This window comes from Collinsella aerofaciens (assembly GCF_039062365.1).
Taxonomy (GTDB): domain Bacteria; phylum Actinomycetota; class Coriobacteriia; order Coriobacteriales; family Coriobacteriaceae; genus Collinsella.
Genome location: NZ_JBCJBI010000006.1, coordinates 85,148 through 108,259, shown reverse-complemented (window position 1 = coordinate 108,259; position 23,112 = coordinate 85,148). Strand labels below are relative to the sequence as shown.

Genomic DNA, 23,112 nt, shown 5'->3' with positions numbered 1-23,112 from the left:
GTATGACCAACCAGGAGCTGGCGAAGGTCGCCAATGAGGTCAGGAAGGGTGTCGTGACTGCGGTTCACGCGGCCAAGTCGGGACACCCGGGTGGATCGCTCGGTGCTGCCGACATCATGACGTATCTGTACTTTGAGGAAATGAATATCGATCCTACCGACCCTCGCAAGGCCGATCGCGATCGCTTTGTGCTCTCCAAGGGTCACGCGGCGCCGGGGCTGTATTCGGTGTTGGCGAACCGCGGCTATTTTCCCGTCGAAGAGCTCAAGACGCTCCGCCATATCGGCAGCCGACTGCAGGGCCATCCCAATATGAATGACACGCCAGGCGTCGATATGTCCACCGGCTCGCTCGGTCAGGGCATCTCTGCTGCAGTTGGAATGGCGCTTGCCGCTAAGCACTGGGGCGACAGCTACCGCGTCTACACGTTGCTGGGCGACGGTGAGTGCGAGGAAGGCCAGGTGTGGGAGGCGGCCATGTTTGCCGGCAACCATGCGCTCGACAATCTTGTTGCCGTCGTCGACCACAACGGCTTGCAGATTGACGGCACGATCGATGAAGTCAACTCGGCCATGCCGCTCGCTGACAAGTTCCGCGCCTTTAAGTGGCATGTGATCGAGCTGGCCGATGGCAACGACATGGCGCAGATTGAGGCGGCTTTCGCCGAGGCTCGCGAGGTGACCGGCGCGCCCGTCGCTATCATCGCCGAGACGGTGAAGGGCAAAGGCGTCTCCTTTATGGAGAACCAGGTTGGCTGGCATGGCAAGGCGCCCAATGACGAGCAGTTTGAGCAGGCTATGGCCGAGCTCGCGGCAGCAGGAGAGGAGCTCTAATGGCAGAGGTCAAGAAAGTCGCCACGCGCGTAAGCTACGGCGAGGCGCTCGTCGAGCTGGGCAATGAGCACGATGACTTTGTAGTGCTCGATGCCGACCTGGCTGCCGCAACGCAGACGGGTAAGTTTAAGGCTGCCCATCCTGAGCGCTTTTACGATGCCGGCATCGCCGAGAGCAACCTGATGGGTCTTGCCGCCGGCATCGCGACCACGGGCCGTGTTGCTTTTGCGAGCACCTTTGCGATGTTTGCCGCTGGTCGCGCCTACGAGCAGGTCCGCAATTCCATTGGCTACCCGCATCTCAACGTCAAGATTGGCGCCACCCATGCCGGCATTTCGGTGGGCGAGGACGGCGCCACGCACCAGTGCTGCGAGGATATCGCGCTTATGCGCACGATTCCGGGTATGACGGTGATCGTTCCTGCCGATGACATCGAGGCTCGCGCCTGCGTGCGCGCCGCCTATGAGTTTGAGGGGCCGGTCTACATGCGTTTTGGCCGCCTGGCAACACCGGTCATTAACGATCACGAGGACTATGAGTTCAAGATTGGTCGCGGCGTGGTCGTGCGCGAGGGGTCCGATGTGACCATCATCGCTTGTGGCCTTATGGTCGCCGAGGCGCTTGAGGCTGCCGAGGCGCTCGCTGCCGATGGCATCGAAGCCGAGGTCATCAATATGCATACGATCAAGCCGCTCGACGAACGCCTGGTTGTAGCCAGCGCCAAAAAGACCGGCCGCGTGGTCACTGCCGAGGAGCATTCGATTATCGGCGGTCTTGGCGAGGCCGTTGCCTCGGTGCTAGCGGAGCAGCATCCAGTGCCGATGCGTCGCGTCGGCGTGCGCGATGTGTACGGTGAATCCGGTCCTGCGGTTGATCTGCTGCACAAGTACGGTTTGGACGCCGACGGCATCGAAGCCGCGGTCAGGTCCGTGTTGTAAGGAAGGTTTTCATGGGATTCGTATCTGCCAACCAAGTGACGATAGGGTATACCGCCGCCTCGCGCGAGGACGCCCTGCATTATTTGTCCGAGCAGGCAATCGAGCTCGGCTTTGCCGATGACGCATCTGCCGTAGAGGCTGCCTTTATTGCTCGCGAGAACGAGGCCGAGACCGGGCTTGTCGCCGGTTTTGCCGTTCCACATGCCAAGAGCGATGCGATCCATACGCCGGGCGTGGCCGTGCTCAAGCTGTCCGAGCCTGTTGAGTGGCCGAGCTTTGATGGCGTACCCGTCGATGTGGCGCTCGCGCTGTATGTTCCCGCGGGCGAAGCAGGAACCACGCACCTGCGTCTGCTCTCCAAGGCTGCCGTGATGCTGATGGATGCCGGCTTCCGTGACAAGGTGCGCGCGAGCACCGATCCCGTTGAAATTGCGGAGCTCATCAATAGCGGACTCGAAGACTAGAACGGTCATCCCGTTCAATCAATCGATCCTTCTCCAAGGAAAAGGGCCACGACGCCATATAGGTGTCGCGGCCCTGTTTGCGTTTCCCCAGATAAAACCTGCCAAATAAACCTGTCCCTTTTTGGCAGGCCTGCGGGTCAATGCCCGTCAAACGAAGTTGCGGTGGAATAGTTCCTGTTTATGCCCGATAGACTGCAAGACAGGAACTATTCCACCGCAACTTAGGGTGCGGTTGGGGTGTATGCGTTTTGAGAGCAGGACCCATGGTTAGAGAGATTACGCTCGTCTCTCTAAATGTCTCTCTAAAGAGAAAGTAGGCTAGAGAGATAGTCTTAGGTAATCTAGCAGTGAATTCGATGCATCTCTCTAAATGTCTCTCTAAAACAAGGTGCTTATCTCTCTAAAGTTAGAGAGATATACGAAACTTTAGAGAGATAAATCTATTGTTTTAGAGAGACGGAATGCCAAATCTCGTCCGTCCGTTACCATCTGCCAAAAATGGCGGATAAAGGACTCATTGAAGTAATGGGTTCATCGACGAGCTGTAACCGCCGCTATCGGAAAAAGTAGGTGCGCCGAGACGCCTCTCAATTGCCTCTCGAAGTTAGAGGGGTGCTAGAGAGGCAGTTGTCTTGCGATATTTCCCCAGATAAAACCTGCCAAAATAAGCCTGTCCCGTTTTGGTGGGTCAGTTAACGCAGTCCAGGTTGAGCATATGCGAGCGAGCGGGCTCCGGGTGCGGCAAGGTGACGTGAAACAAGCGGGCGCTGACCTTTTGGTCGCGCCCGTGAAGTTGAGCGTCAGATTGCCGTGCCCGGGGCCCGCGCAGCGCCGAGCAGTTACGCCGTTTGTAAAACGGCGTAACCTAAAGATTCATGTTGCCGTGGATGTAGGGGGTGACCTCGGGGGAGATATGGTCGCAGCCCAGCTCGCGCAGCGCGGACTCGATAACGGCGGGCAGCGGGGTCTTGCCCTTGTCGTCGACGGCGGCACCGCCGAGGGTGGCAATCTTGGCGACATCTGCGGGTGCGGCCTCGATATGCATGCAGCCGCCGACCAGGCGTGCGCGGACCTGAGCCAAGTCAAGATCGTGCAGGTAATCCTCGCAGGCGCGGATTAAATCGACCTTCTCGCGCGTAAGCTCCTCGCCCGTGGGGACGCGCGTGGCAAGACAGGCTCCCGCCGGCAGGCTCCAAACGGGATAGCCCCATGCGCGCAGCAGCTCGCGCTCTTCGTCCTTGGTAAAGCCGACCTCCATAAGGGGTGAGCGTACGCCGAGCTCTTCTGCCGCACGCATGCCGGGGCGGTAGTCACCGCGATCGCTTGCATTGCTGCCATCGATGACGGTGGGAAAGCCGAGCGACTTGGCGTGGTTGACGATGGCGGTAAAGCCGGCGTGCTTGCAGTGGTAGCAGCGATTAGCATCGTTGCAGGCTACTTGGGGGAGCTGCAGCTGATCCACCGAAAGATTGAGCACGGGGAGCTTAAAATGCGGCCCCTCATTGGCCTGCCCATCAACGGACTGCTCAAACGAAGCCTGCTCGGGCGTGCCGATGAGCGGCGTGGTGAGATGGACGAGGAGGGTATTGGTAGGCATGATGCGGGCGCATACGGCGGCCAAAAAGCTGCTGTCGACGCCACCGGAAAACCCGATAGCCACGCGCCCGTATGCCAAAAGCAGGTGTTCGAGCGCCGATAGCTTGTCTTGAAGCTCCTCTGCGGGTGCCGTGGTGTCTAAAATCATGAAACGATCCTTATCGTTGAGTACTCGGTCGAAAACTATAATCCTAATGCGTTACTTGCCATAAGTCTTCTATCTATGTAACGAAAGTGCAATATGCTATATACGTTATATACAAGTTTGTAAGTGCGGTAGAGTGGTGGTAACACAATCCGGTGAGGGGGCCGATATGATCAAGGCTGTTATTTTTGACATGGACGGAACGCTGGTCGATACCGAGCGTTTGGGGATTAAGGCCTGGAAGGCAGGCGCCGCTGAGCTGGGGCTCGCGATTGATGATGCGCTGATCCATCAGTTTATCGGCCGCACGCTGCCCGATGTTATGGACATCCTTGATAAGCATTATGGTAGCCACGAAACCACCGAGGCGATCTATCGTCGCCACAAGGAGATTCGCGACGAGATGGTCAAGACCGAACTGGAACTTAAGGCCGGCGCCGCCGAGTGCCTAGACGAGCTGCTGGCTGCGGGCTATCACGTGGGTCTAGCGACGTCGTCGCGCCTCGTTACGGCCGAGCGCAACCTTAAGATGGTCGGCCTCTTCGACAAGTTTGAAACGGTGACCTGCGGCGAGGACGTCGCGCACGGCAAGCCTGACCCCGAGATGTATCTGCTTGCCTGCGAGCGCGCGGGCTTTGCTCCCGAGGAATGTGCCGTGGTCGAGGATTCGCGCAACGGCTGCGTCTCGGGCATCACGGCCGGATGCCACGTCTTTGCCGTCCCCGATATCGTGCCGCTGCCGCAGGACGTGGTGGATGGCTGCGAGGCCGTGCTCGATACGCTATTCGACCTGGCAGCGGCAGTCAAGGCCGTGCGCTAGACAATTGCGGTGTTGAAACGAGCAATTGCCCACGTTTGCGCTCAAGCAAAAGGGGCCCGGCAATGGTCGGGCCCCTTTTGCTTGAGCGGCGACTTAGCATACTTGCGGGCGTGCTATAGATACGCACCGAGGTTGATGGCCGTGGCGTCGGTCTGGCTGCTTGCCTGGGTGCTGGCGCGTTCCAGCAGGAACGGCCGCACGAGTTCTTGGCGGTTGATGTCCTCGGCGGCGGTGACTGCGGTGACGGTGCGCGCGGCAGAGCCGATGTGGACGTGCTTGGGCTTCGCCGGCGCCTTGTTCTCGATTTGCTCCATCAGCAATTGAACGCCCTTGCGGCCAATCTCGTAGCCCGGGGGCGCTACCGTAGTGAGCGGGACCGATCCGCTCCAAGCGAGTGGGTTGCCATCGCAACCTGCTACGCGTACTTGCCCGGGGACAGAGATGCCCTTGTCGACCAGCGCCGAGATAACGCCCGAGGCCAACACGTCGGTCAGGCCGACGACAAAATCGGGGCGTTCGTTCGCGGGGCGCTCGGCGATTTGGGCACCGATTCCGTAGCCGTCGGCAGCGGTATTCCACTCGCCGGCGTCAATGACTTCGATCTTGATGTCGGGATGTAGGGCGAGCGCCTTATGAATGCCAAGGACGCGCAGGGTGAGTTGCATAAATGCTGCTCGGCCGACGACGACAATATGGTGCGCGCCGCGGGCGATGGCGAGTTCGGCAATGATGCGACCCTGGGCCTCGTTGTCGGCCGCTACGTAGTAGCCGGGCTCGGAGCAATGGATGTCCAGATGGACGATCGGCACGGGCATCTTGGTCATGGCGGGGTGCCAGTCGGGGGATGCCATGGGCTGAACCATGACGCCGGACATCTGGGTGCCCATAAAGTAGCGCAGGTAATGGTCCTCGAGAATATCGTCGTTATCGGCGTTGGCGATGAGCAGGTCGTAGCCGTGCTTGCGGGCCTCGTTGTGGGCGCCGCTGGCGATTTGGAGTGAAAAGCCGTGGTCGAGACGGGGGAGCACCAGGCCAAAGGACTTGGTGGCGCCGCCCGCGAGCTGACGAGCGCTTTGGTTGGGCAGGTAGCCCAGTCGATTGATGGTTTCGTTAATGAGCTTGAGGGTCTCGGGACGCAACTTTTCGGGATGGTTGAGCGCGTTGGAAACCGTGCCCAACGAAACCCCGGCTTCGCGCGCGACGTCGCTGATTTTAACCTTTGCCATAGCGGCCCCTTTGATGCGTTTCAAGTACAAGCCAGATTGTAGCATCCTAAACCTACCAAAAAGGGACAGGTTTATTTTGGCAGGTTTATCTGGGGAAACGCCGTTGCCAGCGCGACTGCCACGAAGGGGACAGGTACCTTTGTGGTGGTTTGGACCGGCTGGACGTGTGTGCATCGGGTGGTATCTAAGTTGAGATACCACTTCTGGTATATCAGCTTGTGCTTGCGTGAGTACAATACTCGAACGTTATACGTCTCAGCGCCCCTTGTGCGTGGACGTCTTGCAGTCACGCGAACGAAGGGATTTATCCTATGTGCGGAATTGTCGGCTACACCGGCTCTGATATTGCAAAGAACATCCTGGTTACGGGCCTCAAGCGTATGGAGTATCGCGGCTATGACTCCTCGGGCGTCGCGCTCGAGGTGGGCGAGGGCGCCGCGGCGCACCTCGACGTCATCCGCCGCGTGGGCAAGGTCGCGGGCCTGGAGAGCGAGCTTTCCAACATCGACAGCGACGCTACCTGCGGTATCGGCCATACCCGTTGGGCCACTCACGGCAAGCCCTCCGTCGTTAACGCTCACCCCCACACCAGCTGCGACGGTCGTATCGCCATCGTCCACAACGGCATCATCGAGAACTTCGCCGAGCTGCGCGAAGAGCTGGAGGGCCGCGGCCATCACTTTAAGAGCGAGACCGATACCGAGGTCTTCGCGCATCTGATCGAAGAGGCTTATGCCGAGACGCACGACCTGATGGCCTCCGTGCGCGAGGCTTGCACCCACGTGGTCGGTGCCTATGGTCTGGCCGCCGTGTGCGCTGACGAGCCCGGCGTGATCGCCGTGGCCCGCAAGGATTCCCCGATCGTGGTCGGCGCGGGCGAGACCGGCGCCTATGTCGCCTCCGACGTCATCGCGCTCATCGACGCAACCCGCGACGTCGTGGTGCTCGAGGACGGTCAGTTTGCCAAGCTCACGCCCGCAGGCGTCGAGTATACCGACGAGGCCGGCAACGTGATTGAGCCCAAGGTCACCCACATCGACTGGGACCTGGACATGGCAGAAAAGGGCGGTTATCCCGACTTTATGCTCAAGGAAATCCACGAGCAGCCGCGCGTCGTGCGCGACACGCTGGTCGGTCGTATGACGCCGGCCGGCGAGCTCGACATCGACGAGCTGGGCCTTTCGCTCGAGGAGCTCAACGACATCGATCGCGTCTACGTGATCGCTTGCGGAACCAGCTATCACGCTGGCCTCATTGCCAAGAATCTCATTGAGGGCTGGGCTCGCATCCCCACCGAGGTGGAGGCGGCCAGCGAGTTCCGTTATCGCAATCCCATCATTACGCCGACGACGCTTGTCGTTGCCGTGTCCCAGTCGGGCGAGACGGCCGATACCCTTGCCGCCATTCGCGACGCGCGCATCAAGGGTGCCAAGGTCTTCGGCATCACCAACGTGGTGGGCAGCCCCGTGGCGCGTGAGAGCGACGGCGTCATCTACACTAAGGCCAACAAGGAGATTGCGGTCGCCTCGACCAAGAGCTTTATCGGCCAGGTCGTGAGCCTTACGCTTTTGGCCCTGCTGCTGGCGCAGGTCAAGTACCGCTTGACCACCAAGCAGGCGCGCATGCTGTTCCGCGAGCTTTCCGATACGGCCGAGCAGATCCAGTGGATTTTGGATACCCAGACCGAGGCCGTGCATGAGGCCGCCCTGCTGTGCAAGGACGCGCAGTCGGCGCTGTTCGTGGGCCGCGGCATGGGTGCCGCTATTTCCTACGAGGGCGCGCTCAAGCTCAAAGAGGTCAGCTACCTGCACGCCGAGGCCTACGCCGCCGGTGAGATGAAGCACGGCCCCATCGCCCTGATCGACCCGGGCTTCCCCGTCATCGCCGTGGCAACCAAGAGTGCCACCTACGACAAGACCGTGTCGAACCTCATGGAGTGCAAGGCGCGCGGCGCCAAGGTCATCGTCGTTGCCACCGAGGGCGACGAGGAGATCAACAAGATCGCCGACTGCATCATCCGCGTGCCGGCAGTCCGCGACGTGTTCAGCCCCATCACGGCGAGCGTTCCGCTGCAGCTGCTCGCCCGCGAGGTCGCCATCCTGCGAGGTTGCGACGTTGACCAGCCCCGCAACCTGGCCAAGAGCGTCACGGTAGAGTAGTTGGTTCCGCCGTTCTAGCGACTAAGGCCCGGCTCCGCATCAAGACGGAGCCGGGCCTTGTTGCATTTGCCCGGATAAAACCTGCCAAAATGAACCTGTCCCTATTTGGCAGGTTAGCGGAGCTTACTGGTCTCGAAGTACTCGGGGAACTGGTCCAGAACCTCGGTTTGGTTGCGGAACATCATGTGCAGGTGCTTGCTGACCAAAAAGCTCGCTTCGATGGGGTCGCGACCGGCGATAGCGCGGCGAATCTGCTTGTGCTCGTTCACGATGTCCTGATTGTCGAGAACCTGCGTGGCAGCGCGCAGCCAGCGGAAGCGCTCCAGGTCGGCATTGGTCTCTTCGAGCCACGACCACACGGTGCTGCGACATGCGATGCTAAAAATCATGTGATGCATGAGGTTGTCGCTCAAAAAGAAGCCGATGCGATCCTCTTCGGCCATGGCCTTTTCCTGCAGCACGATGGCGCGGTCGAGCTGCTCGATGCCGGCCGAGGTGGCGCGCGCACAGCACTCCACGATCACCTGCTTTTCCAGATGCTCGCGGATGTAACAGGCACTCTCGGCAAGGGTGAGGTTGATGGGTGAGACGTAGGTGCCACTCTGGGGCACGGTGCGCACCAGGCCTTCCTGCGCCAAGCGAACCAAAGCTTCGCGCACGGGCGTGCGACCCATATCCAGGTCATCGCAAAGTTGCTTGACGCCCAGCTTTTCGCCCGGCTTGTAGTCCAGGTAGACGATTTTGCGTCGAATGGTGTGGTAGGACTGGTCCTGTAGGCTCGTTTCCTGCTCGCCGACGTGCATCGATTCTTCCATAGCGCCTCGCAACTGTTCTATCAAACTCATATGTCAGTTGTTAATTATGCCGCGAATCAGCTCTTCGCGGTGGGTGATTCGGCTGTTGCCTGAGAACTATTGCGGCATCTTAGTCTGTGTTTGCGCAAGGCTGCGCTCAATGTTGCCGTATCATAAGCCGTCGCAAACGTGAAATAGAAAGAAGGAATCCCATATGCAACTGGCAAACATCGTACGCGAGCGCTGGAAAGGCGTCTTGTTCTGCCTGATCATCGCCATTCCCGCGACGTTGCTCGGCAAACAAATTGAAGTGGTCGGCGGTCCGGTATTTGCCATCCTCTTTGGCATGGTCCTGGCGCTCGTCTTTCCCAAGAATCGTCGCGAACAGCTCGCCGCCGGCGTCACCTATACGTCCAAAAAAGTCTTGCAGTACGCGGTTATTCTGCTTGGCTTTGGCATGAACCTCTCCCAGATTCTGTCCAAGGGCGCCCAGTCGCTGCCCATTATCGTGGCGACAATCTCGACCTCGCTTGTCATCGCCTTTGTGCTCTGCCGCGCTATGAACGTGCCGGGTAAGATCGCGACGCTTGTGGGTGTGGGTTCGTCGATTTGCGGCGGTTCTGCCATCGCCGCGACCGCACCCGTCATCGATGCCGACGATCGCGAGATTGCCCAGGCCATTTCGGTCATCTTCCTGTTTAACGTTATCGCGGCGCTCGTGTTTCCGACGCTCGGCGGCATGCTCGGGCTGACCAACGAGGGCTTTGGCCTGTTTGCCGGCACCGCCATCAACGACACCTCGTCCGTAACGGCTGCGGCGAGTGCCTGGGACAGCATGCATCCCGGCGCCAATGTGCTCGAGAGCGCCACGGTGGTCAAGCTCACCAGGACGCTGGCCATTATCCCCATCACGTTGGTCCTCGCATGCTGGCAGATGCATCTGGCGCGCAAAGCCGGCGGCGACGCCAAAAGCACGTTCTCCCTTAAACGTGCGTTTCCCATGTTTGTGCTGTTCTTTGTGCTGGCGAGCGTGATCACCACGGTGCTTCAGCTTCCCGCGTCCATCACGGCGCCCATCAAGGAGCTGTCGAAGTTCTTTATTGTGATGGCCATGGCGGCTATTGGTTTTAATACCGATATCGTCGAGCTGGTCAAAAAGGGCGGCAAGCCCATCGCGTTGGGCTTTTGCTGCTGGATTGGCATTGCGTGCATGAGCTTGGGAATGCAACACGTACTGGGAATCTGGTAGAGAAGTAGCTTGTTTGCGTGCTGCGTGCTTCGTGCTGGTGAGCGCATGCTTGCGGTGGAGCGATAGGAGCTCTTGCGGGTATGGCTTGTCCGCAGGTTTATAAGTCCCGAAGAGCTCTTATCGCCCCGCCAGGATGGCGATGCGGGGCAACACCTATACTCGCAGGACGGCGCTTTCTGCCCTATAGTGTTTGGTGAGCAATATCGTTCAATTTTGAAACACTCGGTCGTGCGACCGTCGTCGGTTGCATGTCGCCGCGGACAGGGGCAAATCATGGATAGCGATGCCAAGCTGAACATCTTGACCGAGGCCCTGGCTGCTGCCGGGGCCTCGGCATTGGCAATCGATGCGCGTGGAGACGTCGCGATCTCGACCATGAATGACGCGGCGCTTGAGCGGGATGTGGCGGCTTTTGTCGCTGAGCGTCTCGACCGTATAGGAGACGGCGCGCGTCTGGTTATGGGGCGTGAGGGTGCGCGCCTGAGCCTGACCGTTCGTCCCACCGACAAGGAGGGCGGGGGGCTTTGGGTCGCCGTGGTCCGCGAGGTGCGCGGCGCCGCGGCGCATGCGGGCATCGAGTGGCTCAACGCCGACGAGGTTGAGGCCCGCTACGAATCGAGCGCGTACGGCATCGTTGAGGGTGCCGCTGCGGTAGCTGCACCGGTTGCCGAGAGCTATGCGCGCGGCGTGCCCCTTATGCTCGAGGGCGAGCTGGGAGCGGGTCAGGTCGAGATCGCCAAGCGTCTCTATCTGGACGGTCCTTTTGCCGGTCAGCCCTTTGTTTCCGTTGCGCTCGATGAGCTCACCGAGCGCGGTTGGCGCCATGTGCTCAAAAGCGCCGAATCGCCGTTGTTCCAAACGGGGCTGACCCTTTGCATTGAGGGCTGGAACGCGGTTGGCCCCCAGCGCCTCCGCGAGCTGGTCTCCACGATGGCCGACACCGCGTTGGCGACGCGCTGCCATGTGGTGCTGACGGCGAATGACATGCCGGGCGGCGGCGAAAGTGATCAAGCCGCCTTTGTGACCGAGCGCTTCGCCTGTGCGGTGAGCGTGGCGCCGGCAATCGCCGAGCAGGGAGCCGCGTCGACGAAGGTTGCGCGCTATTTGGAATATCTCGCTGATGCATTTGGGACGGCAACGCCCGCGCTGTCTGCCGCGGCGACGAAGAAGCTCGATGCTTACCGCTGGCCGCGCAACTATCTGCAGCTCCGCGAGGTCTCGGAACGACTGTATATATTGGTGGGGGCGGGCACGGTGGACCGTGCTGTGGCGGAGGAAGTGCTCGCCCAAGAGGACGTGATTAAGACCGCAACCTTTGGCGCCCCGACGCTCGAAAGTGACCTGTATATCCTGCGACCGCTGGCCGATACCGAGCGAGATATCGCGCATCTGGTTGTAGACCATCTCCACGGCAACCGAACCCGTGCGGCGGAGGTGCTGGGCATAAGCCGTACAACGCTGTGGCGCTTGCTGAAGGACGATGACCGTTGAGCGAGGCGCCCGTGACCGCACGCGACGCGTGTGCTACAGTCCAAAGCGTTATTGTTTCGATTTGGTTACGGCGTGCGAGGGCATATGGCTGAGACTTCAAAACCGAGCCGCAGAAGGCGGAGTGCCGCGCCGGTCAACCGACGCACAACATCGGTGACGTGGGGCAAACGCGCCTCGGGGTTTGATGGCTCGTTCAAGCGCACTAAATACGGCTATCCTTCGGCAAGCGCCCGCTTGGCAATGCAGGCAGAGTCCTCGCTGTGGGGCCGCAAACGCGTGGTGGGCTCAAAGCTCAAGCACGACGGAACGCTCGGCTACATCAGCCGCGGGGCGGCTCGCCGCAGCGGGCTCAATCCCGCCGGCTGGCATCGCTACGTGCCGATCGTGGCCGCCGTTGCAGTGATCGTCATCGCGCTCGCTGCGCTCGGATATGCCGGCGGTGGCGCCAACTTGGACGCAGTGTTTAAATCGCCCGAGCTCGCGCATGCAGGCACAGAAGTTGTCGAGGGCGCACAGACCCAGACAGGCGTCGCGCCCCAGCGCGGTATCGTTGCGGCGGCCTCCACCATCGCAGATGCTCAAAAGGACGAAGGCGAGCAAGGTAACGACGCCGAAACGACCCAGACGAACGAAACGACGACAACGGCGACGTCAATATAAGTTACGAGTGGGGTAGCTAATTTGGGACGGGGCTTTTTTAGCTGCCCAAGACAGTGGCTCATTCGATGTCAGTCGCCAAAAGCGAGCGAGCCGCATTTGCGCCAAGGTGACGTGAAATGAGAGGGCGCTGACCTTCTGGTCGCGCCCTCGAAATTGAACGTCAGATTGGCGTGAATGCGGCCCGCGCAGCGTCAACGAGCCCGCCGTTCGGTAGAACGGCGGAACTAATTACCTTACGTAGACGACGTTGTCGCGGCGCGGTTTTGCCTCGGGTAGCGTGTCCTCGGCGTAGCCAAGAATGCAGTTACCGACACCGCGCAGGCTGCCGTCGGCGGGCAGGCCCCAGCTGGCCAGCAGCTCCAGGCCCTCGGGCGAGTCAAAGACCTCATGCGCGCGGTGAATCCAGCACGAATCGACACCCAGTGCATAGGCGGCGTTGAGCAAGTTGCCCATGGCGAGCGAGCCGTCTTCCAGATGTGTGGGCACACTGCGGTCAACCAGCACCGCCACAACGGTCTTGGCGCCATAGAAGGGGTCGCTGTTGCAGTCCATGACCTGGGCGTTGAGCTGTGAGAGACGCTCGACGGTCGCGGGGTCGGTGACGGCGACAAACGTCACCGGCTGGCGGCCCATGCCGCTCGGTGCATATTGGCCGGCTTCGATAATACGTGCAAGCTTTTCGGCCTCGACGGGACGATCGCTGTAGTTGCGGCAGCTGCGGCGGTGAATGAGTGCTTCGATAGTCTCCATGGTGTCTCCTTGCGGTGGCGTTGCAGATGCCCCGTTCATACCCGTCGGGCTCAAACGATAGACGGTCAATTGCTCGGCCAAAAGGATAGATTCCAATTGGGAAAGTAGGTTTGCATAAAAGTACCTTCAGAATGTGACAAACCAATGGGATGGTTAAACGTTTTATCCCGTCTACCCTGCGGTTTTTTACCACTTGCCTAAATGACGAACGCATAACCTCTGATAAAGGTTTTACTAAAGGAGTACCAACGTTTATCAATGCGCCGTGGTGGCGCCGGGCCAGGAGGTAACATCATGTTCCAGGCTGGAGATGTCGTCGAGACCGATTTCGAAGGATTTCTGAAGCTGCTGCGGTCCAAGACGCGCGCTTTCGTGTCGATCAACGATCATGAGTACTACATCACGCACACCGATGGCTATTGGCGTGTTCAGGATTGCGAGGCCCTCAACGACAAGGGCCACTTTACTGACTGCTCCGAGCTGGTCAACACGGTCTGCGAGGTCGTCGAGCTGCCGTGGATTGCCGGCAAGAGCCTGCATGACAGCTTCTCGGGCGCTACGGTCTATGAGGCTGTCGCCGCTTAACAGGCAATAAAACCCGATTTTCACGTGACCGCTGGCGCCGCCCCCGCGCCGGCGGTCTTTTTCTGCCGATAGGCCATAAAAGTGCAAACATTTGCGGAGAGCCTGTTGACGATAGTCAAAACTCGGACTAATCTAGAGACACAAAATTGGTCAAAAATCGGACAATCGAATGGTGGGATAGATGAATAGCGCGGTTACACTGGTCGACTTCGACCGGTTGCTCAATGGACTCGACCATATCTATTCGGAGTTCTCGCGCGCCTGCGGCCTTTCGGACTGCGCTTACTGGATGCTCGTCGATACCAGCACGGCGGGCGGCAGTATTGCCGTAAGCCGTCTGACAAGCGAATGGTTCTACAGCAAGCAGACCATCAACTCGGCAATTAAAACCTTGACGGCGCGGGGCTTCGCAACGTTGGAGTTTGCCGAAGGCAGCCGTAAGAACAAGGTTGTGAGCCTGACCGAAGAGGGCAGGCGATTTGCCGAGCGTTATGCGCTGCCGGCACTCAAGGCCGAACAGCGAGCCTTTGGCGCGCTTGAGCCATGTGAGCAGCGCAAGATTATGCGCTTGATCGGCAAATTCTCTCAGGTGCTCGGCGATGAGTGCGATGCCTTTAAGCAGCATATCGCTGCCGAGAGCCAAGCCGAGAATCAAGGTGAGGGGGAGTCGTGCGACTGTTAATGAGGTTTCTAAAGCCATATCGAGGGCTTGTCGCAGTGACGCTGCTGGTGCTGCTGGTGGATAACGTTGGTACGCTGTTGGTTCCCACGATGTTGGCGAACATGGTCAACACCGGTATTACCACGGGCGATGTCGACTACATTTTACGCAACGGCCTATACATGTTTATCGCGACCAGCATGGCTAGCGGCGGCACGGTGCTGGGCTGCTATCTTTCGGCGCGCCTAGCCGCCAACGTGGCTTGCGATATCCGCAATGCCGTGTACGACAAATCGCTCGAGCTCGCGGCCAGCGATTTTGAGCGCTTTGGCACCGGATCGATGATCACGCGCTCGCTCAACGACATCAACGTGATTCAGCAGGCGATTCTGCAGACGATTCAGCTGGTGCTGCCCGTGCCGTTTTTGGCTGTGGCGGGCATCATCTTCGCCTGGTTTATCGATCCCGCCATGGGCACGCTTCTGGGCGTAGTCGTTGCGATTGTGCTGGTGGCGGCGGTCTTTACGGTTGCCAACGCGGCGCCGATTTTTATGCGCCTACAGGGCTTTATCGACCGCATGAACGTGGTGCTGCGCGAAAACATCGTGGGCGTGCGCGTCATCCGTGCGTTTAACAAGGAGCGCCACGAGGAACGGCGTTTGGACGAGGTGTTTAGCGAATACGCCGCCAACGCCATCAAAGTCAACCACCTGTTTGTGGGCCTCGACAGCTCAAGCTTCTTTTTGATGAACATCGCCGAGGTGGCGGTGCTGTGGGTGGGCGGCAACCGCGTAGGCGCCCACGCCATGCAGATTGCGAGCATCTCTGCGGTGCTCGAGTACGCAATCTTGATTCTGTTCTTTGTGATGATGGCGCAGATGGTGATTCTGACGCTCCCACGCGCCGCCGCATGCCTGAACCGTGCGCAGCAGGTGTTGGAGATTGAGCCGAGCATCGTGGACGGCGAGCGTACGCTGAGTGACGGTGCGCTTGCCTCCGAGGACGATGCGGACGCGGTCGCCGTGTTCGATCACATGTCGTTCCGTTTTGACGATGCCGACGAGGACACGCTGTGCGATCTGAACTTTACCTGTCGCCGCGGTCAGATGACCGCAATCGTCGGCTCGACGGGTTCGGGCAAGTCGACGGTGGCCAAGCTCCTACTGCGCTTCCACGATGCCACAAAGGGCGCCATTCGCCTGAACGGCATCGATCTGCGCGACCTTTCGCAAGACGACATCCGCGGGCATATCGCTTACGTGCCGCAGAAGGCGTGGCTGTTCTCGGGTACGGTGGCGAGCAACCTGCGCTTTGGCAACGAGGGCGCGACCGAGGCTGACATGCTCCATGCGCTGGAGGTTGCCCAGAGCACCTTTGTGCTCGATCAGCCCCAGGGGCTCGATACTCCGGTATCCCAGGGCGGCACGAACTTCTCGGGCGGTCAGCGCCAGCGCCTGGCCATTGCCCGCGCACTCATGAAGCATGCCGATCTGTATATCTTCGACGACAGTTTTTCGGCTCTGGACTTTAAGACCGATGCGGCACTGCGCCATGCGCTGCAGGACGAGACGCGCGATGCCGCGGTGCTCATCATCGCGCAGCGTATCTCGACCATTCTGCATGCCGATCAGATCGTGGTGCTCAAAGACGGCGAGATCGTCGGCCTAGGCACGCACGATGAGCTTATGGAAACCTGCGAGGTGTACCGCGCTATCGCGGAATCGCAGATGAAGGGAGGTGAGTAGCATGACCGAGGAGCTCAGGAAACAAGGCGGCCTTGTCGATGTTGCCGCTGCGGACGCTGCCGATAAAACGGTCGACCAGGCTGCCGTAGCACCCGAGCTGGATGAGGCCGCCAAGGCTGCAGCCGCGCGCGAGGCTCGCCGCCAGGCGCTCTATGAGGCAAACGAACGAGCCGAGGATGAGCGCGCTCGAGCCGAGGCGGAGCGCATGCGCGATGTGGACGATGAAGACGAGGACGAGACGCCTCGGGATACCTGGGCGACGGTGCGCCGCCTGTGGAGCGAGGCTGCCGGTGACCATTGGCGCTTCTATATCGTGTTCGCGAGCATCGTGTTCTATGCCATCTTTAACACCGCTGCGCCGGCATATAGCGCCCGCGTGATCGATGAGCTGTGGGGCCACATTCAGGTGGCGTTTGCCAACGACACCGCCTTCAACATCACCTGGGAGAACTGCGGCAGGACCATCTTCATCTACTTTATGATCTGGACGGCCGCTGCCTCGTTCTACGCGCTCCAGAGCTTTTTGATGTCGAGCGTGGCCGAACGCCTCAACCTGCGTCTGCGTAACCGCATCGCACAAAAGCTCAATCGTCTGCCGCTCGCCTATTTTGACGCGCATCGTCCCGGCGAGGTCGTCAGCCGCGCGACCAACGACTTGGACAAGATGTCCGAGAGCATGCAGCGCGGCTTGCTGCAGCTTCTGGTGTCGATCGGTACCGTGGTGGGCGCCGTGAGCGTGATGTTCGTGTTTAGCGTGCCACTTACGCTGGTCTTTTTGTTCTTTACGGCGTTGTCGCTGCTGGTGACCAAGGTGGTCTCGCGCCGCACGCATGACGTAACCGGTGAGCGCCAGGAGTGGGTGTCAAAGATTACGAGCGCGGTTGAGGAGGGCTACTCGGGCCGTCTGGTGATTCGCGCGTTCAACCGTGAGCGCCAGAGTTCTGCCGAGGTGCACCAGGCTTCGGGCGAGCTGGCACGCGTGAGTGCCAAGGCCGACTTTATGATTAACGCCGTCGGCCCCGCGGTGCGCTTTATTGGTCGCCTGGCGCAGATCGTGATCGCGCTCGTGGGCTGCAGCATGCTGGTCGCCGGTCACATGACCGTCGGCGTGTTCCAGGCGTTCTTCCAGTTTATCTACGAGGCGTCCGAACCCATGACGCAGTTGTCGTTTACTTTCAACTCGCTGCAGAGCGCGCTGGCGAGTGCGGAGCGCGTGTTCGACCTGCTTGATGAGCCCGAGATGGAGGCCGATCCGCTGCCGGACGAGGCCGCCAAGCTGCCGGGTCGCGTTGAGGGTCGCGTCTCCTTTGAGCACGTGCGCTTTGGTTATTCGCCCGACAAGCCGCTGATGCGCGACGTGTCGTTTACCGCCGAGCCGGGCCAGAAGATTGCCGTGGTGGGAACCACGGGTGCAGGCAAGACGACGCTCATCAACCTGCTCATGCGCTTCTACGAGATTGACGGCGGGCGTATTACGCTCGACGGCGTGGATACGAGCCGCATGGATCGCGGCGAGCTACGTCAGCAGTTTGGCATGGTGCTGCAGGACGCCTGGCTATTCGATGGCACGATTGCCGAAAACATCGCCTACGGCTGCCCCGAGGCAACGCGCGAGGAGATCGTGGCGGCTGCGCGCGCCGCGCAGGTCGACTTCTTTGTGCGCACTATGCCGCAGGGCTATGACACGCGCGTGGCCAACGATGCCGAGAGCATTAGTCAGGGCCAACGCCAGCTGCTGACCATTGCGCGCGTGCTGCTCAACAACCCGGCGATTCTCATCCTGGACGAGGCGACCTCAAGCGTGGACACGCGCACCGAGCTTGCCATCGGCCGTGCCATGGACGCGCTCATGCATGGGCGCACGAGCTTTGTGATCGCGCACCGTCTGTCGACGATTGTGGACGCCGACCTGATCTTGGTCATGGACCACGGCAACATCATCGAGCAAGGCACGCATAAGGAGCTGCTCGCAGCCGAGGGCGCTTATGCCGACCTCTATCTGAGTCAGTTCGCATAATGTGACAAAGGGACAGTCCCGCATGTCACATCGAAAAAAGGCGCGCCGGGGATTGATCCCCTGGCGCGCCTTTTGCATCGGTGCCGATGCCGTTTTGTGCCGCTTGCGTTCCTAGCGTTCGTCCACGAGCTTGGCGACGAGGGCCTTGAGCTCGGCCACCTCTCGCTCGAGTTCTTTGACGCGGCGGGCGTTCTCGGTGATGCCTTGGCGGTTGAGGGCACTCTGCTCGGCGGCGTCATCGGGCATGTACTCGCGATGCTGCTTGGCGTCGAAACTCTCCTCGAACACGCGGCAGCCGTTGCGCTTGATGATGCGTCCCGGCACGCCCACGACGGTGCAGTTGTCGGGCACGTCTTTGACGACGACCGAGTTGCCGCCGATCTTGACGTTGTTGCCGATGCGGATGTTGCCGAGCACCTTGGCGCCCGTGCCCACGGTGACGTTATTGCCGAGCGTTGGGTGGCGTTTGCCGGTCTCGTTGCCGGTGCCGCCGAGCGTGACGCCCTGATAGAGCACGCAGTTGTCGCCCACGATGGTGGTTTCGCCGATGACGACGCCCATGGCGTGGTCGATAAAGAAATGCTTGCCGATCTGTGCGGCGGGGTGAATCTCGACGCCGGTGATGTGGCGGGTGATTTGCGAGAGCACGCGGGCGAGCGAGCGATGGCCATGCTCCCAGAGCCAGTGCTCGGGCACGTGGTTCCACTTGGCGTGCAGGCCAGGATAGGAAAGGAAGATGACCAGACCGTTTTGCGCGGCGGGGTCCTGCGCCTGGACGGTCTTGATGTCCTCGCGAATGGTATTGATAAAGCTCACCGGCCGCCCTCCCTTAGCGCCATGGCAATGCGATTCAATAAAGTATAGCGATTCGCTAGGGATTAAAAAGGACAATCTTGGCGGCTTTGCGCTACAAGTGTCAGTTATGCAAACTTGCTGGTAATGGAGTCATGCTTTTGTGGGGTTGCGCACGAGGGGGCACCGCAACCGTATACTGGTCAACTTGGACGTATCCGCGCCCACAACTGAGAGGTTTTACTTCATGGGTTTCATCAATTTTATTGCCGAGCTGCTTAAGGACCCGCGCACCGCGATCGCCAGCTGGATCGCCGCCGGCCCGCTTATGGCCTACGGCTGCGTGTTCCTGATCATCTTTATCGAGACGGGCGTGGTGTTCTTCCCGTTCCTTCCCGGTGATTCGCTGCTGTTCGCCTCGGGTTTCTTTGCCCACAACGGCGGCTTTAACATCGTGGCGCTTCTGGCCACCGCATGGGCCGCTGCCATTTTGGGCGATCAGTGCAACTTTATGATCGGTCACTTCTTTGGCCGCAAGATCATCGCTTCGGGCAAGGTCAAGGCCATGACGCCCGAGCGCATCAAAAAGTCCGAGGACTTCTTGGACAAGTGGGGTCACTTGGCCATCTTCCTGGGCCGCTTCTTCCCGTTTATCCGCACCTTTGTGCCCTTTATCGCTGGCATGGGCGGCATGCACTGGCGCAACTTTGTCGTCTTTAACGTGCTGGGCGGCATTACCTGGTCGACGGTCTTTACGCTGCTGGGCTACTTCTTTGGCGGCATTCCCTTTGTGCAGGAGCACTTTGAGCTGCTGATTATCGGCATCGTTGCCGTGTCGATCATCCCGACCGTGGTCGGTCTGGTTAAGGCCAAGCTGGGCAAATAGAACGCCTAGCTCGAGCCAGCGCGCAGACCGTACAGTTGAGGCCCGTCACTGCTTACGGTGGCGGGCCTATTTAGCTTCGGTCAAATGAAAATACTTTACTTAGTTAAAGAAAAGCGTTTTATCAGACGCGTGCGGGGAGTACAATCTCGTGCATGCGAATCGACGTGCCATCGGCTTTGATGCTGCTCGCGTGTCCCGTCCGGCTCTACGCTCCGGGCGTGCGACGTTGCGACGCGGTCGGCCTCGGTCCTTGCGTGCGGGTTCGCGAGTATGCAACTGTGTATGTAAGGAGCGACATATGACTGTCGAGAAGAAGGATATCAATTGGGGTAGCCTCGGCTTTGGCTACATGAAGACCGATTACAGCTACGAGGCTCATTGGAAGGATGGCGAGTGGGACGAGGGCGGCCTGACCACCGACCACACCCTGCATGTCTCCGAGTGCGGCGGTATCTTCCATTACTGCCAGGAGGTCTTTGAGGGCCTGAAGGCCTACACCGCCGAGGACGGCAGCATCGTCTGCTTCCGTCCCGACATGAACGCTGAGCGTATGTATAACTCTGCCCAGCGCCTCGAGATGCCCCCGTTCCCCAAGGACAAGTTCGTTGAGGCCGTCAAGCAGGTCGTTTCTGCCAACGCCGCCTGGGTTCCGCCCTTCGGCTCCGGCGCGACCCTGTACGTGCGTCCGTTTATGATCGGCTCCGGTGACGTGATCGGCGTGGCTCCCGCTCCTGAGTACACGTTCCGCATTCTCGTGACCCCGGTCGGTCCGTACTTTAAGGGTGGCCTCAAGCCCGTCAAGCTGCGCGTTTCCGAGTATGACCGTGCCGCACCGCACGGCACCGGCAACATCAAGGCCGGCCTCAACTACGCCATGTCCCTCAAGCCCACGATGGAGGCCCATCGCGAGGGCTATGCCGAGAACCTGTATCTCGACTCCGAGTCCCGCACCTATGTCGAGGAGACCGGCGGCGCCAACGTCCTGTTCGTGAAGGAGGATGGCACTCTTGTCGTTCCTCAGTCGCACACCGACTCCATCCTGCCCTCCATCACCCGTCGTTCGCTTGTTCAGGTTGCTCAGGACCTGGGCATGACCGTTGACCAGCGCCCCGTCGAGTGGGCCGAGGTCAAGGCCGGTACCTTTGTCGAGTGCGGCCTGTGCGGCACCGCTGCCGTCATCTCTCCGGTTGGCGAAATCGACAACAAGGTTTACGGCGCCGACGAGACCGTGACCTTCCCGGCTGGCTACACCGAGATCGGTCCCGTGATGAAGAAGCTTCGCGAGACCCTGACTGGTATCCAGTCCGGTGCTGTCGAGGACAAGCACAACTGGGTTTACACCGTGGCGTAAGCTGTCTTAGCTGTCCGGCCCGAGGGCAACCTTCCTTTCCGGCGCGTCCTCGGACATGAAAGAACCCCCGCTGCGCACTACGTGCGGCGGGGGTTCTTTCGTCCTGCGGAGTGCGCCGGAAAGGAAGGTCGCCCTTTTGTTTTGCTTCGCGCCATGTGGGGGTGGTGGCGACGTGCATTTTTGCGAGTATTCTGCAATCGAAGGTCCCTGCATACCGACCTCGGGCAAAAAATCGGGAGTTCTCGATGTTTTCTACGAATGATGGGCGGGGTTATGGGCTTATAGCGTTTGATTTGCAGGGATATTCGCGGTCTTCGGCATGTATCGTGGCGCCCGAAGCTCTTGGTTATGTTGAATACTCCTAAAAATGCACGGCGCTTAGAGGGGGACCTTCGCGAAAAAAGAAACCGCCCCGTCGAAGTATGCATTCGACGGGGCGGTTTATGCATTTGGCCGATTAAGGATACGCTGCCAAACTACTAGAACTTGACAGTCGGGGCCTGGCGGGCTGCTTCGGCGGCCTCGAAGCCCTGGCGCTCCTTAAACTGGAAGATGCCGGCAAAGATGACAGCCGGGAACGTCTGAATGGCGTTATTGTAGCTGAGCACGCAATCGTTGTAGCTCTGGCGTGCATAGCTAATCTTGTTCTCGGTATCCTCGAGCGATGCCTGCAGCTGCGTAAAGTTGGTGTTTGCCTTAAGATCGGGATAGGCCTCGGCTACGGCGAAGAGCTGGCGCAGCGCACCGGTCAGCACGTTGTCGGCTTCCATCTTGGCCTCGGGCGTGGTGGCCTTGACGGCGGTGTTACGCGCGCTGATCACGGCGGAGAGCGTCTCCTGCTCGTGCTTGGCGTAGCCCTTGACGGTTTCGACCAGGTTGGGGATCAGGTCGTTACGGCGCTGCAGCTGCGTATCGATGTTCTGCCAGGCGTTATCGATGCGGTTACGCTTGGTGACCATGTTGTTGTAGATGCCGGCGATGGCGCAGACAATCACAATGACAACAACGATGCCGATGATGACGGTAATCATGATGTCTCCGTTTCGAATGGCCGCGGCGGCATGCGCCAGCTGCCGTTGGTATAACGCTACTAGTATACCCGCAACGTTTTACCGTGCCGAACTTTCCGGTAAGCGTTGTGTTTTCGGCGGGGTCGGCACCGGGGCAAAGCGCGCGAGGTACAGGTGTAAGATATGCGACAGATTGACGAGTGTTGTCTTTGCCCTGAGGATGGCGATACCAGTGGACCTTCGCATTAAGAAAACCTACCGCTCCCTGTTCGATGCCTTCACCGAGCTTCTCGAGGAGCATCGGTTTGAGGACCTGACGGTCGCCATGCTGTGCGACCGGGCCATGATTCGCCGCACGACGTTCTACAAGCACTTTCGCGACAAGAACGATTACTTTGCCTTTTATATCGATGAGCTTATGTCGGGTTTGCCGCAAAAGCGGGTTGGCGAGGGCGGCACGGTGTCGGCCGACGACGTGCGCGTGCTTCGCCATGAGGTGTTCACCGACGCCATGGACCTGATTCTGGCCCATGAGCAGCTCATGGACAACATTTTGGCGAGCAGCATGTCGGGCATGCTGACCAGCATGATTTGCGATCGCATTGCCCGCTCTATCCGCGAGCGTGTGATGAGTGCGCTAGACGAGGACGCGCTTGCGCCCGTGTCGCTCGACACGACGGCTGAGTTTGTCGCCGGCGGCATTATTCGGCTCTTTACTATGTGGTGGGAATCGGGTCACGATCTGGAGCGTCGCTCCGAGATGGCCGATGTTGTCGATGCACTGTTCGAGCGGACCATGACGCCGGTGCATCACTAGAAGTGGCGGAGAGAGGGGGATTCGAACCCCCGGAACGCTCTCGCGCTCAACGGTTTTCAAGACCGCCGCATTCAACCGCTCTGCCATCTCTCCGTGAGTCGTAATGATAGCATCGTTTTGAAT

General features: G+C 59.8%; 21 protein-coding genes and 1 tRNA gene. 15 read left to right on the top strand and 7 right to left on the bottom strand.

Annotated features, from left to right (window positions below; all coding sequences use genetic code 11):
• Positions 1–2: 2 nt before the first annotated feature.
• The 3 genes from ABCN01_RS04770 to ABCN01_RS04760 are packed head-to-tail and all read left to right on the top strand — an operon-like array spanning position 3 to position 2,235.
• On the top strand, positions 3–833 hold the full coding sequence (locus ABCN01_RS04770) for a transketolase (RefSeq protein WP_342996200.1): 831 nt from the start codon (positions 3–5) through the stop codon (positions 831–833).
• Positions 833–1,771, top strand: coding sequence for a transketolase family protein (locus ABCN01_RS04765; RefSeq protein ID WP_342996199.1), 939 nt, complete (start codon positions 833–835; stop codon positions 1,769–1,771). The genes ABCN01_RS04770 and ABCN01_RS04765 overlap by 1 nt, the downstream gene beginning before the upstream one ends.
• A gap of 11 nt (positions 1,772–1,782) precedes the next feature.
• Positions 1,783–2,235 (top strand): PTS sugar transporter subunit IIA, encoded by a 453-nt coding sequence (locus tag ABCN01_RS04760; RefSeq protein ID WP_195192742.1) that lies wholly within the window; start codon positions 1,783–1,785, stop codon positions 2,233–2,235.
• Positions 2,236–3,100: 865 nt separating this feature from the next.
• Here the strand turns inward: ABCN01_RS04760 and larE are convergent.
• Entirely contained in the window at positions 3,101–3,979 is an 879-nt protein-coding gene (larE, locus tag ABCN01_RS04755) for an ATP-dependent sacrificial sulfur transferase LarE (protein ID WP_342996198.1), read from the bottom strand.
• A gap of 166 nt (positions 3,980–4,145) precedes the next feature.
• Here larE and ABCN01_RS04750 point away from each other — a divergent pair, with 166 nt between their 5' ends.
• Positions 4,146–4,796 carry an HAD family hydrolase gene (locus ABCN01_RS04750; RefSeq protein WP_342996197.1) on the top strand — a complete coding sequence of 217 codons (651 nt, stop codon included), beginning with the start codon at positions 4,146–4,148 and terminating at the stop codon, positions 4,794–4,796.
• Positions 4,797–4,909: 113 nt separating this feature from the next.
• Here the strand turns inward: ABCN01_RS04750 and ABCN01_RS04745 are convergent, their stop codons facing one another.
• Complete coding sequence (locus ABCN01_RS04745; protein WP_342996196.1) at positions 4,910–6,022, bottom strand: LacI family DNA-binding transcriptional regulator; 1,113 nt, start codon at positions 6,020–6,022, stop codon at positions 4,910–4,912.
• A gap of 311 nt (positions 6,023–6,333) precedes the next feature.
• Between ABCN01_RS04745 and glmS the strand changes: the two genes are divergently transcribed.
• Positions 6,334–8,181, top strand: a complete 1,848-nt coding sequence (glmS, locus tag ABCN01_RS04740) for a glutamine--fructose-6-phosphate transaminase (isomerizing) (protein WP_035138734.1) — start codon at positions 6,334–6,336, stop codon at positions 8,179–8,181.
• A 113-nt stretch (positions 8,182–8,294) separates the two neighbouring features.
• Here the strand turns inward: glmS and ABCN01_RS04735 are convergent, their stop codons facing one another.
• Positions 8,295–8,996, bottom strand: a complete 702-nt coding sequence (locus tag ABCN01_RS04735) for a GntR family transcriptional regulator (protein ID WP_050766156.1) — start codon at positions 8,994–8,996, stop codon at positions 8,295–8,297.
• 193 nt (positions 8,997–9,189) lie between these two features.
• Between ABCN01_RS04735 and ABCN01_RS04730 the strand changes: the two genes are divergently transcribed.
• The 3 genes from ABCN01_RS04730 (at position 9,190) to ABCN01_RS04720 (ending at position 12,375) form a co-directional block, all read left to right on the top strand.
• A complete protein-coding gene (locus tag ABCN01_RS04730; RefSeq protein WP_342996195.1) occupies positions 9,190–10,224 on the top strand; it encodes a YeiH family protein in 1,035 nt (344 codons plus the stop codon).
• Positions 10,225–10,497: 273 nt separating this feature from the next.
• A complete protein-coding gene (locus tag ABCN01_RS04725) occupies positions 10,498–11,715 on the top strand; it encodes a helix-turn-helix domain-containing protein (RefSeq protein ID WP_342996194.1) in 1,218 nt (405 codons plus the stop codon).
• Between the two features lie 84 nt (positions 11,716–11,799).
• A complete protein-coding gene (locus tag ABCN01_RS04720) occupies positions 11,800–12,375 on the top strand; it encodes a hypothetical protein (RefSeq protein WP_342996193.1) in 576 nt (191 codons plus the stop codon).
• Positions 12,376–12,603: 228 nt separating this feature from the next.
• Here ABCN01_RS04720 and ABCN01_RS04715 read toward each other — a convergent pair whose 3' ends face one another.
• Positions 12,604–13,125 (bottom strand): nitroreductase family protein, encoded by a 522-nt coding sequence (locus ABCN01_RS04715; RefSeq protein WP_342996192.1) that lies wholly within the window; start codon positions 13,123–13,125, stop codon positions 12,604–12,606.
• A 294-nt stretch (positions 13,126–13,419) separates the two neighbouring features.
• On the opposite strand from ABCN01_RS04715, the gene ABCN01_RS04710 reads away from it, so the two are divergent.
• The 4 genes from ABCN01_RS04710 (at position 13,420) to ABCN01_RS04695 (ending at position 18,133) form a co-directional block, all read left to right on the top strand.
• Positions 13,420–13,710, top strand: coding sequence for a hypothetical protein (locus ABCN01_RS04710; RefSeq protein ID WP_006235631.1), 291 nt, complete (start codon positions 13,420–13,422; stop codon positions 13,708–13,710).
• 181 nt (positions 13,711–13,891) lie between these two features.
• Positions 13,892–14,392, top strand: a complete 501-nt coding sequence (locus ABCN01_RS04705) for a MarR family winged helix-turn-helix transcriptional regulator (RefSeq protein WP_342996191.1) — start codon at positions 13,892–13,894, stop codon at positions 14,390–14,392.
• Positions 14,392–16,116, top strand: coding sequence for an ABC transporter ATP-binding protein (locus ABCN01_RS04700; protein WP_342996190.1), 1,725 nt, complete (start codon positions 14,392–14,394; stop codon positions 16,114–16,116). Before ABCN01_RS04705 ends, ABCN01_RS04700 begins: the two co-directional genes overlap by 1 nt.
• 1 nt (position 16,117) lies before the next feature.
• Positions 16,118–18,133, top strand: coding sequence for an ABC transporter ATP-binding protein (locus ABCN01_RS04695; RefSeq protein WP_342996189.1), 2,016 nt, complete (start codon positions 16,118–16,120; stop codon positions 18,131–18,133).
• 111 nt (positions 18,134–18,244) lie between these two features.
• Here ABCN01_RS04695 and cysE read toward each other — a convergent pair whose 3' ends face one another.
• Positions 18,245–18,949, bottom strand: a complete 705-nt coding sequence (gene cysE, locus ABCN01_RS04690; RefSeq protein WP_035138740.1) for a serine O-acetyltransferase — start codon at positions 18,947–18,949, stop codon at positions 18,245–18,247.
• A 223-nt stretch (positions 18,950–19,172) separates the two neighbouring features.
• Here cysE and ABCN01_RS04685 point away from each other — a divergent pair, with 223 nt between their 5' ends.
• Both ABCN01_RS04685 and ABCN01_RS04680 read left to right on the top strand, forming a co-directional pair.
• Complete coding sequence (locus ABCN01_RS04685; protein WP_138113555.1) at positions 19,173–19,811, top strand: DedA family protein; 639 nt, start codon at positions 19,173–19,175, stop codon at positions 19,809–19,811.
• 298 nt (positions 19,812–20,109) lie between these two features.
• Entirely contained in the window at positions 20,110–21,162 is a 1,053-nt protein-coding gene (locus ABCN01_RS04680) for a branched-chain amino acid aminotransferase (protein ID WP_342996188.1), read from the top strand.
• Positions 21,163–21,641: 479 nt separating this feature from the next.
• Here ABCN01_RS04680 and ABCN01_RS04675 read toward each other — a convergent pair whose 3' ends face one another.
• Positions 21,642–22,193: a LemA family protein gene (locus tag ABCN01_RS04675; RefSeq protein WP_082421874.1), complete on the bottom strand. Its 552-nt coding sequence runs from the start codon at positions 22,191–22,193 to the stop codon at positions 21,642–21,644.
• A 211-nt stretch (positions 22,194–22,404) separates the two neighbouring features.
• Here ABCN01_RS04675 and ABCN01_RS04670 point away from each other — a divergent pair, with 211 nt between their 5' ends.
• The gene (locus ABCN01_RS04670) at positions 22,405–22,989 is read left to right on the top strand and encodes a TetR/AcrR family transcriptional regulator (protein ID WP_342996186.1); all 585 of its coding nucleotides are present in this window, start codon (positions 22,405–22,407) and stop codon (positions 22,987–22,989) included.
• A 3-nt stretch (positions 22,990–22,992) separates the two neighbouring features.
• Here the strand turns inward: ABCN01_RS04670 and ABCN01_RS04665 are convergent.
• A tRNA-Ser gene (locus tag ABCN01_RS04665) sits at positions 22,993–23,082 on the bottom strand.
• Positions 23,083–23,112: the final 30 nt, after the last annotated feature.

Excerpts from the sequence above, each read along its gene's own strand:
- ABCN01_RS04680 (WP_342996188.1), top strand. The coding sequence starts at position 20,110 with ATGACTGTCGAGAAGAAGGATATCAATTGGGGTAGCCTCGGCTTTGGC.
- ABCN01_RS04705 (WP_342996191.1), top strand. The coding sequence starts at position 13,892 with ATGAATAGCGCGGTTACACTGGTCGACTTCGACCGGTTGCTCAATGGA.
- ABCN01_RS04765 (WP_342996199.1), top strand. The coding sequence starts at position 833 with ATGGCAGAGGTCAAGAAAGTCGCCACGCGCGTAAGCTACGGCGAGGCG.
- ABCN01_RS04715 (WP_342996192.1), bottom strand. The coding sequence starts at position 13,125 with ATGGAGACTATCGAAGCACTCATTCACCGCCGCAGCTGCCGCAACTAC.
- ABCN01_RS04685 (WP_138113555.1), top strand. The coding sequence starts at position 19,173 with ATGGGTTTCATCAATTTTATTGCCGAGCTGCTTAAGGACCCGCGCACC.
- larE (WP_342996198.1), bottom strand. The coding sequence starts at position 3,979 with ATGATTTTAGACACCACGGCACCCGCAGAGGAGCTTCAAGACAAGCTA.
- ABCN01_RS04745 (WP_342996196.1), bottom strand. The coding sequence starts at position 6,022 with ATGGCAAAGGTTAAAATCAGCGACGTCGCGCGCGAAGCCGGGGTTTCG.
- ABCN01_RS04720 (WP_342996193.1), top strand. The coding sequence starts at position 11,800 with ATGGCTGAGACTTCAAAACCGAGCCGCAGAAGGCGGAGTGCCGCGCCG.
- glmS (WP_035138734.1), top strand. The coding sequence starts at position 6,334 with ATGTGCGGAATTGTCGGCTACACCGGCTCTGATATTGCAAAGAACATC.
- ABCN01_RS04675 (WP_082421874.1), bottom strand. The coding sequence starts at position 22,193 with ATGATTACCGTCATCATCGGCATCGTTGTTGTCATTGTGATTGTCTGC.
- ABCN01_RS04750 (WP_342996197.1), top strand. The coding sequence starts at position 4,146 with ATGATCAAGGCTGTTATTTTTGACATGGACGGAACGCTGGTCGATACC.
- ABCN01_RS04700 (WP_342996190.1), top strand. The coding sequence starts at position 14,392 with ATGAGGTTTCTAAAGCCATATCGAGGGCTTGTCGCAGTGACGCTGCTG.
- ABCN01_RS04695 (WP_342996189.1), top strand. The coding sequence starts at position 16,118 with ATGACCGAGGAGCTCAGGAAACAAGGCGGCCTTGTCGATGTTGCCGCT.
- ABCN01_RS04735 (WP_050766156.1), bottom strand. The coding sequence starts at position 8,996 with ATGGAAGAATCGATGCACGTCGGCGAGCAGGAAACGAGCCTACAGGAC.
- ABCN01_RS04770 (WP_342996200.1), top strand. The coding sequence starts at position 3 with ATGACCAACCAGGAGCTGGCGAAGGTCGCCAATGAGGTCAGGAAGGGT.
- ABCN01_RS04725 (WP_342996194.1), top strand. The coding sequence starts at position 10,498 with ATGGATAGCGATGCCAAGCTGAACATCTTGACCGAGGCCCTGGCTGCT.
- ABCN01_RS04710 (WP_006235631.1), top strand. The coding sequence starts at position 13,420 with ATGTTCCAGGCTGGAGATGTCGTCGAGACCGATTTCGAAGGATTTCTG.
- ABCN01_RS04730 (WP_342996195.1), top strand. The coding sequence starts at position 9,190 with ATGCAACTGGCAAACATCGTACGCGAGCGCTGGAAAGGCGTCTTGTTC.
- ABCN01_RS04760 (WP_195192742.1), top strand. The coding sequence starts at position 1,783 with ATGGGATTCGTATCTGCCAACCAAGTGACGATAGGGTATACCGCCGCC.